14 protein-coding genes and 1 pseudogene are annotated in these 16036 nt (G+C 42.8%); 9 read left to right on the forward strand and 6 right to left on the reverse strand.

Going from position 1 to position 16036, the window contains the following annotated elements; all coding sequences use genetic code 11:
* Positions 1–40: 40 nt before the first annotated feature.
* Positions 41–550, forward strand: a complete 510-nt coding sequence (locus LYNGBM3L_RS25355) for a CGLD27 family protein (RefSeq protein ID WP_044494779.1) — start codon at positions 41–43, stop codon at positions 548–550.
* A 45-nt stretch (positions 551–595) separates the two neighbouring features.
* A complete protein-coding gene (locus LYNGBM3L_RS25360) occupies positions 596–1549 on the forward strand; it encodes an asparaginase (RefSeq protein ID WP_008188195.1) in 954 nt (317 codons plus the stop codon).
* Positions 1550–2430: 881 nt separating this feature from the next.
* On the opposite strand, the gene LYNGBM3L_RS41720 is transcribed toward LYNGBM3L_RS25360, so the two are convergent.
* Positions 2431–2697 carry a hypothetical protein gene (locus LYNGBM3L_RS41720; protein ID WP_131826999.1) on the reverse strand — a complete coding sequence of 89 codons (267 nt, stop codon included), beginning with the start codon at positions 2695–2697 and terminating at the stop codon, positions 2431–2433.
* Between the two features lie 113 nt (positions 2698–2810).
* Between LYNGBM3L_RS41720 and LYNGBM3L_RS25370 the strand changes: the two genes are divergently transcribed.
* The gene (locus tag LYNGBM3L_RS25370) at positions 2811–3290 is read left to right on the forward strand and encodes a DUF4062 domain-containing protein (protein ID WP_008188196.1); all 480 of its coding nucleotides are present in this window, start codon (positions 2811–2813) and stop codon (positions 3288–3290) included.
* Between the two features lies 1 nt (position 3291).
* On the opposite strand, the pseudogene LYNGBM3L_RS25375 reads toward LYNGBM3L_RS25370, so the two are convergent.
* A pseudogene (locus LYNGBM3L_RS25375) lies at positions 3292–4486 on the reverse strand (IS4 family transposase).
* A 170-nt stretch (positions 4487–4656) separates the two neighbouring features.
* Between LYNGBM3L_RS25375 and LYNGBM3L_RS25380 the strand changes: the two are divergent.
* The 6 genes from LYNGBM3L_RS25380 (at position 4657) to LYNGBM3L_RS25400 (ending at position 9438) form a co-directional block, all read left to right on the forward strand.
* Positions 4657–5523 (forward strand): hypothetical protein, encoded by an 867-nt coding sequence (locus LYNGBM3L_RS25380; protein ID WP_131826998.1) that lies wholly within the window; start codon positions 4657–4659, stop codon positions 5521–5523.
* A gap of 82 nt (positions 5524–5605) precedes the next feature.
* Entirely contained in the window at positions 5606–5902 is a 297-nt protein-coding gene (locus LYNGBM3L_RS47845; RefSeq protein WP_229414706.1) for a hypothetical protein, read from the forward strand.
* On the forward strand, positions 5823–6269 hold the full coding sequence (locus tag LYNGBM3L_RS25385; protein ID WP_229414708.1) for a hypothetical protein: 447 nt from the start codon (positions 5823–5825) through the stop codon (positions 6267–6269). The genes LYNGBM3L_RS47845 and LYNGBM3L_RS25385 overlap by 80 nt, the downstream gene beginning before the upstream one ends.
* The gene (locus LYNGBM3L_RS25390) at positions 6260–7159 is read left to right on the forward strand and encodes a macro domain-containing protein (protein WP_008188201.1); all 900 of its coding nucleotides are present in this window, start codon (positions 6260–6262) and stop codon (positions 7157–7159) included. The genes LYNGBM3L_RS25385 and LYNGBM3L_RS25390 overlap by 10 nt, the downstream gene beginning before the upstream one ends.
* Positions 7160–7594: 435 nt before the next feature.
* Complete coding sequence (locus LYNGBM3L_RS25395) at positions 7595–8422, forward strand: TlyA family RNA methyltransferase (protein WP_044494770.1); 828 nt, start codon at positions 7595–7597, stop codon at positions 8420–8422.
* 296 nt (positions 8423–8718) lie between these two features.
* Positions 8719–9438, forward strand: a complete 720-nt coding sequence (locus tag LYNGBM3L_RS25400) for a DUF1822 family protein (protein ID WP_044494771.1) — start codon at positions 8719–8721, stop codon at positions 9436–9438.
* Positions 9439–9745: 307 nt separating this feature from the next.
* Here the strand turns inward: LYNGBM3L_RS25400 and LYNGBM3L_RS25405 are convergent, their stop codons facing one another.
* The 4 genes from LYNGBM3L_RS25405 to LYNGBM3L_RS25420 all read right to left on the reverse strand — a co-directional run bounded on the left by LYNGBM3L_RS25405 (position 9746) and on the right by LYNGBM3L_RS25420 (position 15547).
* The gene (locus LYNGBM3L_RS25405) at positions 9746–9949 is read right to left on the reverse strand and encodes a hypothetical protein (RefSeq protein WP_008188204.1); all 204 of its coding nucleotides are present in this window, start codon (positions 9947–9949) and stop codon (positions 9746–9748) included.
* Between the two features lie 64 nt (positions 9950–10013).
* Positions 10014–11252, reverse strand: a complete 1239-nt coding sequence (locus LYNGBM3L_RS25410) for an RNA-guided endonuclease InsQ/TnpB family protein (protein ID WP_008188205.1) — start codon at positions 11250–11252, stop codon at positions 10014–10016.
* Between the two features lie 114 nt (positions 11253–11366).
* Positions 11367–11696: an RpnC/YadD family protein gene (locus LYNGBM3L_RS25415; RefSeq protein WP_008188206.1), complete on the reverse strand. Its 330-nt coding sequence runs from the start codon at positions 11694–11696 to the stop codon at positions 11367–11369.
* Positions 11697–12001: 305 nt separating this feature from the next.
* Positions 12002–15547, reverse strand: a complete 3546-nt coding sequence (locus tag LYNGBM3L_RS25420) for a WD40 domain-containing protein (protein WP_008188207.1) — start codon at positions 15545–15547, stop codon at positions 12002–12004.
* Positions 15548–16036 lie beyond the last annotated feature (489 nt).

A 16036-nucleotide genomic window follows, 5' to 3' on the forward strand; every position in this document is an offset into this window, starting at 1 on the left:
GAGTTTCAGGCATCTTAATTGCAGCACTCACAAAAAAATAATCATGAAATCTCCCGTTTATGTATGTCCTGTTCCAGAAGAGCAGCAACCCATAAATGAATACCAAGAACTAAGGGACTCTTGGTTTTTTAACTGGGTAAGGCTGGAACTACCAAATTATGTGATGAAGCTGGCTTGGGTTTGGGGGTTGAGCTGGCTGATTTCAGGGCCGATAGCAGCAGTGAGTTTTCCACCGCAAAAAGCGATAATCAAGTTTCTGCTCTGTGGCGGGGCAGGAGCAAGTATATTCTTGATTTTAGCCTTGCTGCGGCTATACCTGGGTTGGTTCTATGTACGCGATCGCTTGATCAGAGAAACCATTGTCTACGAGGAGTCAGGCTGGTATGACGGTCAAACCTGGACAAAAACCCCAGAAATTTTGGCTCGCGATCGCTTAATTGTTTCTTATGAACTCCAACCAATTTTGCGACGTTTATACTGGACGTTCGGATTTTTGATTATAGTCGTGATTGGTGGCAATATCATTTGGCGTGTGTTATCAGCCACCTAGCTCGATTGCTCCAACTAAGCTATAGGGTAGCTTTAAGTCTAATCCATGACCAGGGGAAAACGTACTCAAACACGAGCCTTAGAAGTCCGTTTACTACGGGAAGGCATTATCGAATCAGTTCATTCAGCTCAAGCGGTTGTGTGTGATGACCGGGGACGGATGTTATATGTTGCGGGTAACCCAGAAACCTCGACATTTATTCGCTCTGCACTCAAACCTTTCCAAGCCTTAGCGGTCACTACCACAGGTACCCTTGAGCGTTACAATCTCACGGACCGAGACTTGGCTATTATGTGTAGTTCCCATCACGGCACGATGGAGCAGGTCAGGCAAGTCTTTAATATTCTTTGGCGCTGTGATGTTGACCCATCAGCACTACAGTGTCCCATTCCCCCAGGCCAGGAAAGTTCACTCCAGCATTGCTGTTCCGGTAAACATGCTGGAATGTTGGCTGTTTGTCAACAAAGGCAGTGGCTAATCAAGAGCTATTTGGAGTATAATCATCCCGTGCAAATGTTAATCTTAAGCCAAGTAGCGGAGCTGCTACAGATGCCGGAGCAAGAGTTAATTCTCGCTCACGACGACTGTAACGCTCCGACTTATTTTTTACAGCTACGGCAAATGGCATTATTGTACGCTCTGCTCTCTTCTGGTAATAATCTGGCCATGGAGCGTATTGTCCGCGCCATGATCAGTCATCCCCAGATGGTGTCCGGGGATGGGGGATTTGATACAGAACTGATGCGATTATCCGAAGGGGAACTGGTCAGTAAATCGGGAGCACAAGGGGTTCAGTGTATCGGTCGCGTTGGGGAGAATATGGGTCTAGCCATTAAAGTCCTCGATGGTGGCAAATCTGCTAAGTATGCTGCAGCCATTGCCCTACTTAAGCAAATGGCTTGGATTACTCCTTCGGTAGCAGATACCTTGGAGTCGATGTTTATTAATCTCAGTAAATACAAGCGTTTAGAAGTGGTTGGTGAGTTATCTATGCCTTAAGGGGTGAGCTGATCACTCCCGACTCCCTCCATATAAGCATTCAGCGGTCAGCGGTCAGCGGTCAGCGGTCAGCGGTCAGCATTCAGCGGTCAGCGGTCAGCGGTCAGCGGTCAGCGGTCAGCGGTCAGCGGTCAGGTTTAGGCTCGCGCTGATAGCTGATAGCTGATAGCACCTCAAGTAGCGTGGCCAACGGCCTTTAGCTGATAGCTGATGACTGATAGCTGATAACTGATAGCTGATAGCTGATAGCTGATGACTGATAGCTGATGACTGATAGCTGATGACTGATAGCTGATAGCTGATAGCTGATGACTGATAGCTGATAGCTGATAGCTGATAGCTGATAGCTGATAGCTGATGACTGATAGCTGATAGCTGATAGCTGATGACTGATAGCTGATAGCTGATAGCTGATAGCTGATAGCTGATAGCTGATAGAATTAATTTGAGAAATTTCCAATTTCCCCTTGCCACTTTTGGAAATTAGGTGTTATAGTAAAAAAGACGACGCGGGATAGAGCAGCCTGGTAGCTCGTCGGGCTCAACAATCAAGTTAGCTAGACGCTTAATAGCTTGCTTGAGCATGGGCGGCACGAAGATAAATCTCCGTGTGTTTACCTGTCAAATTCGGGGAAGCCTGTAGCGAGGTAATCCCGAGCCAAGCTCCCAAAGGGAGAAGGTGTAGAGACTGGTTAGGCAGGCACCCTAACGTTTAAGGCGAGGGTGAAGGGACAGTCCAGACCACAAACTGGAAGATCCAGGCAACGAAAGTTGTAGTTGGTACGCATAACCCGAAGGTCGGTGGTTCAAATCCGCCTCCCGCCACCAAATAGAATATTATGAAGCCCTGCAAGGTTATGTCTTTGCGGGGTTTTGTGATTTTAGGGAATCGGGAATCGGGAATCGGGAATCGGGAATCGGGAATCGGGAGTCGGGAATCGGGAAAAGAATGAATAGGAGTAAAGTGGGCAGGATGCCCGTCCGAAAATATTGAATAGGAGTAGAGTGGGCAGGATGCCCGCCCGATCAATAGGAGTAGAGTGGGCAGGATGCCTGCCCGGGAATTGAAACGGGCAAGATGCCCATTCTACAGCAAGATCCCCATTCCAATGACACGGGCAAGATGCCCATTCTACTAAGATGACCATTCCACAAAACTATTAAAATCATCCCGCATTTATGCAACGCCCTTCTTAGCCATGTAATCTTACTCACTACTGGCTCGATTACCATAGTATTTATATTCCTAAACTAATAAACAATGCCCCAAGTAGAACTACTAAAAATTTTCCTGGCTTCCCCTAGTGATGTAAGAAGGGAGCGGGACTATGTAGAAAAAGTAGTGGAGGAAATTAACCGAACTACTGCTCTGAGTAAAGGTGTGATGCTACAAGTAGTACGTTCGGAAAAAAATACCTATCCGGGCTATGGTGAGGGTGGCCAAGCTGTACTCAATGCTCAGATAGCTAACATGGAAGAGTATGAGCTATTTGTGTGCATTATGTGGAATCGCTTGGGCACTCCCACGCGCAGTGCCGAGTCTGGAACTGTGGAAGAATACGAACGAGCAGTTGCGGCTTTTGAGAAAGATGAGAAACCCAATATCTGGTTTTATTTTCGAGAGGCATCAGCGAATCTAAATACAAAGGAGAAACTGAAACAGCGAGAAAAGGTGCTGGATTTCAAGAACAAAATTCAGCGCAAGGCATTAACAAAAGATTCTGGGGGGGTGACGAAATAAGTTAAAACGCAGACTCTATAAGCGACCTAGCCCTTAGACCTCGTTGATAATATTTTCGTTTATTAGGATTTAGTCTGATTAATTCAGTTACTAATTCTAGACAAACATCCTTAAGATTCACCCAGGTTTGACCGTATAAACCAACATAAAAACTGCTATGTCTCCGCTCCCTGCGACCATATTCTTTGACACGACCAACATATTTCTGCATTCCTTTTCGTTTAATATGTTGACCTTCAATCGTTGCAGAAGTATAAGCTATAGTTATCAATAAAACTAGAGAAATAAAGCGTTCACCCTCAACCTTAGTATTTTCCAAGTTATAACCACCTGTCTTAAAATCTCTAAACATTTCCTCAATATCAAATCTTTTTTTATAAGCGGAAATAGCGGACTCCAAATTATCAAAATTTGTCAAAATAAACCATGCTTCTTTTGGGGCTAATCCCTTAATTTTACGTTGCCATTTTCCGGCGACATTAAAACCTAGTAAACCACGAGTTTTAGTCACTCTAACTCCTTTGATAAACAAAGAAACTCCAGGGACTAGACCTAAATTATTTAATTCAATCCAACGATTTTTTTGATCCTCAATAAATTCATTCTTTTTTAAACGCAAACAAAAATATACACCAAAGTCCTGGAGATACTTTGCTAATTTAACAGAGCAAAATTCTCTATCTCCCAATACACAGATTTTATAGTTTTTAAAAATTGGAATAACTTTTGATAAAATACTTTTTTGCTCTTTTAAATTACTACTACCTAACTTTGGTAACAATGTAAAATATATTGGAAACGCTCTGTCTTGATGCAGTCGCTCATGGGGGGGACCCCCAAGACCGCGCTGCATCGCTTTTATCCCAAATGAAGCTAACCATTAATAAATTGATGCTACCCCAATTCGTTCTATCCATTGCTACATAAATTATTTGATCATCGGTAAAGTAGATTTTCAAGAATTTTTCAACTATTGGCAACCAAACTTTTTCAATTGTTAGGTTGGGCAACAATAATAATCTTTGAATTCTTTTTCTTCTACTTTCAAATTTAATAGGTAAAGGGAGAGCATTGGCTAACTTTTCCAAACTAACTTTTTTAATTGACTGTAAGAGATTGACGAAAATTTTTAAGAAAATATATTCTGCTAGAGTAAATTGACTTTTTAGGTGGTTTTGGTAGAATTCGGGTAACATTGTCAACAGGTAGGTTTTGTTGCAAATAGAAGACCTACCTTTTTTCTACCATAAAGTGGTACTACCTTTACATACCAGGCATTTCAGCCTGTTTCGTCACCCCTTCAGCAAAAGATTACAAACAACCAGCAAATTTTCGCGACATATTTCGTCAAAATTTGTTACAGTGGTTGGAAAATACTAAAGGAAAAACAGCTACAACGGAACGAAAAAAGTCATCCACTACGGCTAATAAAAGTAGAAAATCAAATTCGGCCTCCACGGCAGCAAAAAAGCCCTCAACTACTAACTCTCCCTCTAAAAAAACTGCTGTACAAAGCGTAAAAACTTCAGGTAATTGGATTTTGTTAAATAATAACTATTACTTAGCGAAATTAGTAGAAACAAAATCAGATGGGACGATTTCAGTTCAAATCACAACAAACGATCTGGAAGAACAGGCAAATTTGAAAGATCTAAAACCTGATCAATTTTCCCACTACTCACCAATCAGTTATGCCTATCAGGAGGAAGCTTTACTTACTGAAGTAAAGGATGTTATATTAACATCCACTGGGGGCAAAAATCTATTTGTTATTACTCTATTACCAATCCAACAGTCTCAGGAAAATATTTTTCAAGACATAAGAGTTGGTTCAAATAATGGTAATTATTATAGTCCTGACGAAATCGCTGAAATGCGCGTGATAATTTTACTGTTCAATGATGATAGTTTGCTATCCAATAAGGAAGATTATTTGAGGGTCGATTCTCTTATTAACTGTTCCGCTGGAGGAAAGCGTATAGAGCCAATTAATTTCCCCGAGCTATGGAAAAACCTAAAAATGCAAAAAGATAAGTTCTTGAGAATCGCAAGACTTGCCGCAGTTTATGAGCTCAAAATGAGCGGTATAGTTGAGCATATATTGGAACTCAAGCTAGGTCCTATCAAAAATCACTTAATGACTGTTGAATTTCGTGGGACGAGAATGTCAAGATACAAGAACAAAGAAACTAAGGTTATAGAGGTCAAAGGAAACTGCTCCCTGAGAGACTAATATAAAATAAAATTGCTAGGTAATTTTACTCATCAATCGAACGATTATTTATTATATTTGTTAGATATCTAAACCAATAAAAATGCCCCAAGTAGAACTACTTTATAGGCAGGGATTAGATCGTTTTAGCCAAACATTTTCTGAATTGGGACTAGGTGGGGATGATAATCCAGGTAGGAAACAGGAAATTTGGAAGAGGCAATATGGTTGGGCAGAGCTGCAACATTGGCTTGGTGTCTGTTTACTACAAAATCCTCAAGGACATCCAACTGATAATGTGGAGCAAGCAATCAAAGCATTTGAATTGGATAAATTTCCTCAATATTGGGCGAAAAATCAAAACTTTTTGGGATGCCTATTATCATCGGCTTCAGGGTGAAGTTGCTGATAATAAGCATTTGGCTATTGATGCTTTCCAAGACGCTCTTACTGTATTCACTTCTGGAGAGTTTCCGCAAGAAAGATTAATGGTGTTAAATAACCTGGGGATAACCTATCTAAATATCCCTGGGGAAGAGCAACCAGAAAATCAGGAACAGGCGATCGCGGCATTTGAAGAAGCTCTGACTCTGATCAATCCCGAAAAGTTACCTAACGAGTGGACAATCATGCAATACCGTCTAGGTATGGTTTATCGGGAGCGAATCCGAGGGGAGCAAGTCGAGAATCTAGAGCTTGCGAATAAGGCTTTTGAAGCTGCCCTGAAAGTTTCTATATCCCAAGATTTACCTGAAGGGTGGGTATAGTAGAATTTCTACACAGACTGGATACACATCTTGAAGAATTGATGCTCTATCTCAAACTCTTGACTCAGGTTGGGCTTAAACGCATAGGAAGCTCTTTTATCAGTATATTTGGTCTTTTATGGCTGTCTATCGAGCCAGTAGCACTTTTTTTTCCAGAGAGTCTGAATTTTGGTTGGATTGGCTACTTGGGACTAGTAGTAGTCTCCCTGGCGATAGCAGTTATTCAGCGTTTTCCCCGTAGCTCGGTGTGTAAAGCGTTGTCTTCTCCCGACTCAGTTGTAGAAATTAAAATTGGCAATCTTTTTAATCAGCCTGGGCATTTAGTCATAGGAGCTAACGATGTTTTCGATACGGAACTCGGAGAAGTCATCAAACCTTCTAGTGTACAGGGACAGTTTCTTACGGGCATTTATGGCAATGACCTTACTAAATTAGACACAGAGATTGAAGCAGTATTGGAGGACTACAAAGCTCAACGTACAAAAGAACCTAACAAAAACAAGGGAAAGTCTTGGCGCTATCCCATAGGCACAACTATAGCATTGGGTTCCCCTGACAAACGCTATTTCTGGACAGCTTACGGCTATATGGGCAATGACCTGAGAGTCCAGTCAAATGCTGACTACATTTGGAATTCTTTGAGCTGTCTTTGGGAAGAAGTTCGCCGGAAGGGTCATGGTATCGACGTTGCTATACCTGTTATTGGAGCGGACTTAGCTCGTACTAACTTACCTCGAATGGCATTAGCTAAGTTAATTATTCTTTCATTCGTAGTGGCTTCTAAGAAGGAGTTTGTCACCAGGAAACTAACTTTAGTCATCCATCCTAAAGACTTAGAAAACACAGATTTCTATGAATTAGAGGATTTCTTGACATCGGCTTGTTTTTGATATTGTCCTTAAAATCGGTATTATATAGTGTTTTCAATGGGGTGAGCTACAAAGCTCCTAAGTTAATGGGAGTAGGGATTAAGACCTGAGGGGGTGATAACAAGGGTAAAAAGGTGGCTTGTCACTCCCTTTGGGATGCGATCGCATTTAGTACTCGATTCTAGTTTCTGCACCAGCGAAAGTCACACAACAACCCAAACCAAAGTATCTCAGTGGTAGACTGCAAAGAGATCACAAGTGCAGACCCGGTGGTGCGTTACGGGACGGGCTATCTCAACACTGGCTACGAGGCGGAAAATTAGGGCGAGCCCGTCCCTAACGCACCCTACGCACTACATTCTGAATTCTACTAACCATCAACCTTCAACCTTCCAACCTCCTAACCTTCAACCTCCTAACCTCCTAACCTCCTAACCTCCTAACCTTCCAATCCCATTGGTTAAACAACGACTCGACAAATTATTAGTAGACCGTAACCTGTGTGAATCCCGACAGCGAGCTCAGGTGCTGATTCGTGCCGGTGAAGTAATGGTAGATGGACAAATATTAGATAAGCCGGGAACTGAAATTAAGACCACGGCTCAGATTCAGGTGAAAGAGAAACCCCCTTTTGTATCCAGAGGAGGGCAAAAACTTGCCAAAGCCTTGGAGGTATTTGGAATTTCAGTAAAGGGACGCATTTGCCTAGATGGTGGTATTTCCACCGGTGGCTTCACCGACTGCTTGCTAAAAGCTGGAGCAAAACAGGTTTATGGTGTTGATGTGGGATATGGACAAGTAGCCTGGAGTCTGCGCAATGACCAGCGGGTGGTGTTGAAAGAACGTACCAACTTACGCTATCTTCAGCCTGCGGACTTGTACGGTGTTTCACCAGTCCCGAATCAGAGTCAAGTCTATGCTGATTTAGGCGTAGTCGATGTTTCGTTTATTTCCTTAACCAAAATTCTTCCTGCTCTGTGGCAACTGCTATCCCCTCCCCGTGAAGTAGTGTTGCTAGTCAAGCCTCAGTTTGAAGTTGGTCGTGACCGTGTCGGGAAAAAGGGAGTAGTCAGGGACCCCCATCACCGTGCGGATGCGATCGCAAACGTTCTAGAATCCGCCAAACAGCTGGGTTGGCAGTACAAAGGATTAATCTCCTCTCCCATTACTGGCCCCGCCGGGAATATCGAGTACTTACTTTGGCTAGCAATGGATAGTATATTATGCTATCCCGATTTAGCAGCAATTAGAGAGATTACCAGCAAAATGAAGAATTTAGAATGAAGAATGAAGAATTTAGAATGGTTAAGGGTTAAGGCATAATTTCAAATTCTACATTCTTATAGCGTTTATCATAGCTATCAGATACACAATATTTTTAACCTATTGCCTATTGCCTCTTATCTGCTCCCTGCTCCCTGCTCCCTGCTCCCTGCTCCCTAAAACCCAGACATTTGTACCTCAAAAGTCGTAGAATTTATATAATTTAAAACTGATACAAATGAGACAAAAACTGAGAAATTTTGCGATTGTCTGGCCATTATTATGAAAATTGCAGAGTGTATTGGAGTAACTTATTAATGTCACACACCACTATTCCAGCAGGACAAACCCACAAAGCAGTTCCCGTTTTTCGCAGAGGTTCCGGAAGGCAAGGGGATTCAGGATCTAATAGCTCCCATTCCCCATTCCCCATTTCCCCTTCTCCCTTCCCTAAGGATAGTTTGAGATTAGACAATTTTAGATTAGACCCCAGCCCACCACAGCGATCAAAACCCAGTCAAAAGGTGGTAAAACTAAAGCGGTGGTTAGAGGATTGTTTTGATCCGGGTTGGGAAAACGTGGAGACTATCTTAGAGCAATACCCAGAGCGAGTTTTAAGTTTTAGAAGTGACTCCTTTCACCAAGCGATGCAGCGCGGTCTTGGGGGTTTCCCCCATGAGCGACTGCATCAAGAAGCTAGTAGCAAATTCCATACTACAGCAGGAGTGAAAAGAGGTAAGCTACTCGGTACTGAGATCGGCTGGGGTGATCAGCAAGTCGCTTTATTAGTGGAGCTACATCGGACAGAATCACCCAAAATGAATCTATCCATTGAGCTGCATCCTGCTGGTGGTCGAGACCTTCTCCCCAAAGGTTTACAAATTATGGTGCTAGATGAAGAAGGAATTGTGGTGATTCAAGTCCAAGCCAGAGAGACAGAAAATCTTAAGTTGCAAGTTAGCGGCGAAGCAGGAGAACATTTTACCATTAAGTTGGTTTGGAATGATATCAGTATTACCGAAAATTTCTTAATCTGAATGCTTACAATCAGATTAAGAATGAAGAATGAAGAATGAAGAATGAAGAATGAAAAAAAATCCAATTCTAAATTCTAAATTATACATTCTTCATTCCAATAATTTATCAAATTTTCCTGTGGCACTTTCCGTTAAGCGCACCGTAAGGATTCAGCTATCAGCTAATAGGCTATTAGCTTTTGAATAAAACAGGTCAGCATTGGTTGAATCTAAGTTATGTAACAGTGTCGAAGCCCGTGCCACAAACATTAAGCCTATGCCACAAAGCTGACTGCTGACTGCTGACTGCTGAATGCTTACAGCGCACCTAAGAACTTTGCTCACCAGAAGCTAGCTGCTGATTAACCACAACCATAAACTCCTCTACAGAAGCAATGGTAATTGCCTGTCTGTGCAACATTGTCAAAATCGAGTCCTCCTTAATTTGGTTGATTGTTTCCACCAACTCACTAGGCACATCTTCAAAACGAAGCCGAAGTACTTCCAGGAGCCATTCTCGACCTTTTTCCAAAATGCCGATTTCAATCCCTTCTTGACGAGCAAGGCGTTCAAAACTAGTAACTTGACACTCCCCACTAATCGCGAGACGGGGATTCTTGGTTCAATGACTCGGCTTGCTGTGACAGGTTTTCACCAATCAAAGTAGAGGCTAAATCTCCCCAAGCGTTTGGAATATTATTCCAAGTTCCGGTGTGCCCCACCGTACTCAAGGCTCGATTCAAAATGTTGATTGCGGCGTTGTGGTCACGATCTAATTCACATCCGCACGAACAGACATGGGTTCTAGTAGAAATCGACTTCTTAACCACTTCGCCACAATTAGAACAGTTTTGCGAAGTATAGGAAGGATTGACTGCAACAGTTACTCTACCAAACTTCGTACCAAAATGTTCTATCCATTTTCTGAATTGGTACCAACCTGCATCATAGATAGATTTAGCAAGAGAGTGGTTCTTAACCAAGTTTTTAACCCTCAAATCTTCATAGGCTACCAAATCGTTAGATTGGACTACGCAACGCGCCAGTCTCTTGGCATGTTCTTCACGCTGCCTACTTATATTAAGGTGAGTCTTGCCTAGTCTATTAATGGCTTTCTTACGGTTGGCTGTTCGCGAAGCGTGGCCTACGGCCTTGCCTTTCTTTTTCCGGGAAACCCGACGTTGATGAAATTTTAGTCGTTTCTCACCTTTTCGATAAAATCTAGGGTTAGGTTGACTATCGCCATTAGAATCGGTATAGAAGTTTTTTAATCCAACATCTAAACCAATAGTTTTGCCCGTTAATTCTATCTCCTCATAAATGTCAGTATTGACACAAAATTGGACATAGTATCCGTCTGCTCGGCGGACTATCCTAACTCTTTTTATCAGTTTTATTTCCAAACACCATAAATCCCATGTTCCTTTGAGTTTAAGTTTTCCAATACCTTTCTTGTCGATAAAATTAATCCACTTTTTGTCTGGACATAGTTTCCATCCCGTAGTCTTATATTCCACCGAGTGGCAGTGCTTTTTGAATTTTGGAAAACCTTTCTTCCCTGGGACTTTCTTCTTGCAGTTGTCATAGAAACGTGCAATCGATGACCATGCTCTTTCAGCGCTAGCTTGTCGAGCCATGGAATTGAGTTCATTGGCAAATGGGAATTCTTTGGCTAGGACAGCACAAAGAGCACTTAAATCAGTTTTCTTTACACCTTTATTATCCATCCAGTGACGGATGCATTTATTGCGAATAAATTTAGCTGTTTTTATAGCTTCATCAATCGCATTATATTGTTTTTGCTTGCCGTATGCCTTGAACTCTATAACTATCATCAGTATCGACCTTTTTTACTTACTTTATTATACACCACGCCGGAGAAAAATTACGGAATATTGAAAAGATTTTTTTCACGGCTAAAAGCGCGCTACCAACCTTCATCCCCGCTTTTAAAAGACCATGAGCGACTCCATCAAGACATTGTACACATAAATCCTCTCAGCAAACACGGATTCGTATTGACTTTGGACTTCCACATGAATTAGTACCCAAGTTTCCTGGCCATCGCTGCGCCAAACCTTAACTAATTTGTCTGCTTCCCTAGTGCTAATTTCCCCATCCCGGGCTATCTGTTGGAATTCCTTGTCGAGAAACTCATAGCCTTTATCCCAGTCAATGTTTTCCTCAATTTCGGGAAATAAAAATGCCATAAAAGGTTGGAAATATAAGGAAATTGCCTCTTTCCATGGATTATCGTAGTCTGCACGTTGATTGGTCATAACTCATGGAATAAATGTTACCCAATTCAGAATTTATAATAACTATTATACTACTAAAATTATCCCTTATTAATACAGTTTAAATATCAGCTAATGCGCTACGGTAACAGCTAAGCTAAATGGGTTCGCGTAGGGGCTATTTCAGAGCATAGCATTCCCTATTATTTTGATACTGCAATGGCGACAACTGCAAAAATAATGAAGAATGAAGAATGAAGAATGAAGAATGAAAAAAATCCAATTCTAAATTCTAAATTCTAAATTCCCAATTCTAAATTCTAACTTCTAACTTCTAACTTCTAACTTCATCCTATCGCTCCCAAAGTTTTCAAAGTTGCTTTCTGTGCCTCAGTTAACCCTCTAACTCCAGTAATATTCATGGCTTCATAGAGTCTAGGAGTTTTCAGGATTTTCAAACACTCCCCTGTTTCTACATCCTTTAGCCTTACCGTTTGGTCTTGAGACCCACTGGCCATAATTTGACCATCCACACTGAAGGCGACTGAAGAGACCAGATGGCTATGTCCGGTGCAAATGTCAAGGCACTCCCCTGTGGAAACATCCCAAAGTCTGACCGTTTTGTCAGCACTGCCACTGCTTAGGGTTTTCCCATCGGGACTGAAAGCAACTGACAATACCCAATTGGTATGTCCGGTCAAGGTTTTGCAGCACTTACTCTCACGGATATCCCACAGCTTCACCGTGTGGTCTGTACTGCCACTAGCCAAAAGCTGACCATTGGGACTAAAGGCGACCGAGTGGACTCGATTACTATGTCCGCGCAAAATTCCCACACAGCTTCCAGTCTCACAATTCCATAACCTCACCGTGTGGTCAGCACTGCCACTGGCTAAGGTTTTCCCGTCATTACTGAATGCCACTGAACGCAGTCTATCGGTATGTTCTTGAAACGTTCTGATGCAGTGACCTGTGCTGACATCCCACAGCTTGACCGTGTGGTCGGCACTGCCACTGGCTAAGGTTTTCCCGTCACTACTGAATGCTACTGAAAATACCCAATCAGTATGGCCATGTAGTGTTCTAATGCAGCAACCTGTGCTAACATCCCACAGCCTAATCGTATTGTCTGTACTGCCACTGGCTAAGGTTTTCCTATCACTACTGAATGCCACTGAATAGACAAAGTCAGTATGTCCGGGCAAGGTTCTGATGCAGCTACCAGTACCATAATCCCATACTCTTACCGTGTAGTCGTTACTGCCACTAGCCAGGGTGTGACCGTCACTACTAAACGCGATGGGCATTGCCCAATCCGTATTTCCATACCAAGTTTTCAAGCATTGACCGGTTTGACAATCCCACAGCTTCACCTTTTGGTCTAAACTCACACAAACCAGGGTGTTTCCATAAGGACTAAAGGCCACTGAAAATACCTGATTGCTGTGTCCATGCAAGGTTTTCAAACATTCATTGGTGCTAGTATCCCACAGCCTGACTATGTGGTCGCCACCGCCACTAGCCAGGGTTTTGCCATCTGGACTAAAGGCCACGGAGTAGACACCACTACTATGTCCAGTGTAAGTTCTTAAGCAGCGACCTGTGCTTACCTCCCAAAACTTCACCGTGTGGTCGCCACTGCCACTGGCTAGGGTTTTCCCGTCACTGGTGAATGCCACTGACCCAACGCAATCCCTATGTCCAGTGCCAGTGTTCAGGCATTCACCAGTGCCACTATCCCAGAATTTCACCGTGTGGTCGTCACTGCTACTGGCTATAGTCTTACCATCTGGACTAAAGGCAACGGATCTAACCCAACTGCTATGTCCGGTGCAAGTTTTGAGACATTCTGCAGTTTTGATATCCCAGACTTTCAAGGTGTGGTCGCCACTACTAGTAACTAGGGTCTTACCATCTGGACTAAAAGCGACTGAACATACTTCATTAGTATGTCCGGTACAAGTCTTTAAGCACTTACCATCACTGACATCCCAAAACTTAACGGTGTGATCGGCACTGCAACTAGCTAAGATTTTACCATCATGGCTGAAAGCAAGGTCTCGTACCAAATTGGTATGACCCTCACATAGCAAAACTAGTTTACCGCTTGGTACTTCCCACAGGCGAACTTTCCAATCTGTATCACAGGTTGCTAATAGTTTACCATCTGGGCTGAATGCTGCTGATAAAATATTTCCTAAGGTTTCCGTAAATACTGAGCTGGTCAAGTCAGCATCAGCGAAATTGACATTGTGTAATTTAATCCCCTCTAGGTTAGCTTGCCAAACTGTTAGATTAGAAAAGTCATAGCTGTTTAAATCAACCTGTAATTGGCGCATTATATTAATTATATTGCCGCAGATATATGCCGGATCTTGAGTTATTTTTTTTACCGTGGAAGTTGGGGAGCGCAGCATTGATATAATTTCTAGCAAGTGATTGCTGAGATTTTTTGTGCAACCAAAACTAGCGAGTAATCTTTCAATAATCGGTTCGATAATCAGAGAGACTTGACTATCCCGAATATACTCAGCAGCAGTGGCTTTGACTAATGCGTGAGTGCGGAACAGAGCCAAATTTTGACTAGTAATTTCCTCAGGAATCTGCTCAATTAATCGATTAACCATGTATTCCATCACTACAGGTTGTTGGGTAAACCCAGCCGAGGTTTTCTCAATCAATGAGCGCCGTTGTAGAGACCCTAGAGACTGTAAAATGTCAGGAGAGCATCGGTGGCAGACAACGTCCTGTTCCAACTCCTTAAAAAAAACCGGTTCGCGATTAATAGCTAGCCAGTACATCAGCTCTTGTTGTGTAGCACTCAGGCGCTGAAACTGCCGATCTAGCAAATCCCGAATATCATCAAAAATGAATGAGCCTTGCTTTAAAAAATTCAGGAACTGAGCAATATTGCCATAAAAAAAGTCTCTGACCACACAAGCCACCATTTTTAAGGCTAAAGGATTTCCAGCATAGTGCTCAATAACCGTTAGCCACTGGGTCTCATCCCCAGCAAAATTTCCTTTTTCCTTCAGGATTTCCTGCCCATCAGTGTCTGATAACCCTGTGAGTGGGAAGCAGCGAATGGGTAAGCTTTCCCCCTCCAGGATAATCAAGTCCTGGGGTGGCTCCCGAGAGGTCAGTAATAGACAGCTGTGGTGGGCGGTTTCACCAATACTTCTGAGCAGCTCACCGTATTCAGCATATCCTTCTCGATAACTACCGGTGCGATCGCCACTTTGCAGAATCGACTCAACATTATCTAGAACTAGCAAGCAACGCCGCCCTTGTAAATACCGAATCAATCGCAGAATTTTGCCATCCACAGAGGAGGGTAAATTGGTTTCCTGCTGTCCAGACAAAAATTGAATCAGGTCTGCCAGGAGTTCTTCTAGGGGAGGCGCATTGCGTAGAGTCCGCCAAATCACAAACTCAAATTTATCTTCCAGAAGATGGGCTAAAGTCACAGCCACAGAGGTTTTACCAATTCCCCCCATCCCTAGAAGTGTCACCAGGCGGCACTTGTCCTGAAGAATCCATTGCTGTAGGGTGTTGAGTTCCTCAGTACGACCGTAGAAACCTCTTAGCTTTGGTGCTTGTCCCCAATCAACACGTTTAATTTGAGCCACAGTGGGACTCTTGCCGTTATTGATTTGATCTGCCTTAATCTGATCTGGCTCAACAACCTTTTCCCAATCAACCCCTACAGCACTACAAATAGCGATGAAGGTGTCACAGCGAATCGGTTGTCTGGCCCAAAATCGGTTTAAAGTTGCCCTAGAGGTTAAGGCACTGCTACACCAAGCTTCTGCGGTTTTGTTCCATTTTTTCAGGCGTCTAGCCCGGTCAAGCAATTTGAGTCCTAATTCAGAAGCTCGCACTGAATTCTTCATACCGAAATCTGGTTCTGCTCACTATCCACGCCAATTGTTATGCCAAACTCTGAGATAACCATGAAGTCAATCTGAGACAATTGAGATAATCACCTCAGACAAGGGCACAGGTAACTTCGGATCCTAGAACAGCAAGGGTTTGAGGAACTTTAAGTTTTTTGAACACAGTTAATATAATTTAATGTAAGCATTCAGCTATCAGCTATCAGCTATCAGCTATCAGCTATCAGCTATCAGCTATCAGCTATCAGCTATCAGCTATCAGCTTATGGGCACGCTACTTGAGGTGCTATCAGCTATCAGCTATCAGCTATCAGCTATCAGCTATCAGCTATCAGCTATCAGCTATCAGCTATCAGCTATCAGCTATCAGCTATCAGCTATCAGCTATCAGCTATCAGCTATCAGCTATCAGCTATCAGCTATCAGCTATCAGCTATCAGCTTATGGGCACGCTACTTGAGGTGCTATCAGCTATCAGCTATCAGC

Source organism: Moorena producens 3L, assembly GCF_000211815.1.
Taxonomy (GTDB): Bacteria; Cyanobacteriota; Cyanobacteriia; order Cyanobacteriales; family Coleofasciculaceae; genus Moorena; species Moorena producens.

Bases quoted from the DNA above. Each gene is read 5' to 3' on its own strand.
- LYNGBM3L_RS25360 (WP_008188195.1), top strand. From the start codon at position 596: ATGACCAGGGGAAAACGTACTCAAACACGAGCCTTAGAAGTCCGTTTA.
- LYNGBM3L_RS41720 (WP_131826999.1), bottom strand. From the start codon at position 2,697: ATGGTCATCTTAGTAGAATGGGCATCTTGCCCGTGTCATTGGAATGGG.
- LYNGBM3L_RS25370 (WP_008188196.1), top strand. From the start codon at position 2,811: ATGCCCCAAGTAGAACTACTAAAAATTTTCCTGGCTTCCCCTAGTGAT.
- LYNGBM3L_RS47845 (WP_229414706.1), top strand. From the start codon at position 5,606: ATGCCCCAAGTAGAACTACTTTATAGGCAGGGATTAGATCGTTTTAGC.
- LYNGBM3L_RS25400 (WP_044494771.1), top strand. From the start codon at position 8,719: ATGTCACACACCACTATTCCAGCAGGACAAACCCACAAAGCAGTTCCC.
- LYNGBM3L_RS25410 (WP_008188205.1), bottom strand. From the start codon at position 11,252: ATGATAGTTATAGAGTTCAAGGCATACGGCAAGCAAAAACAATATAAT.
- LYNGBM3L_RS25415 (WP_008188206.1), bottom strand. From the start codon at position 11,696: ATGACCAATCAACGTGCAGACTACGATAATCCATGGAAAGAGGCAATT.
- LYNGBM3L_RS25420 (WP_008188207.1), bottom strand. From the start codon at position 15,547: ATGAAGAATTCAGTGCGAGCTTCTGAATTAGGACTCAAATTGCTTGAC.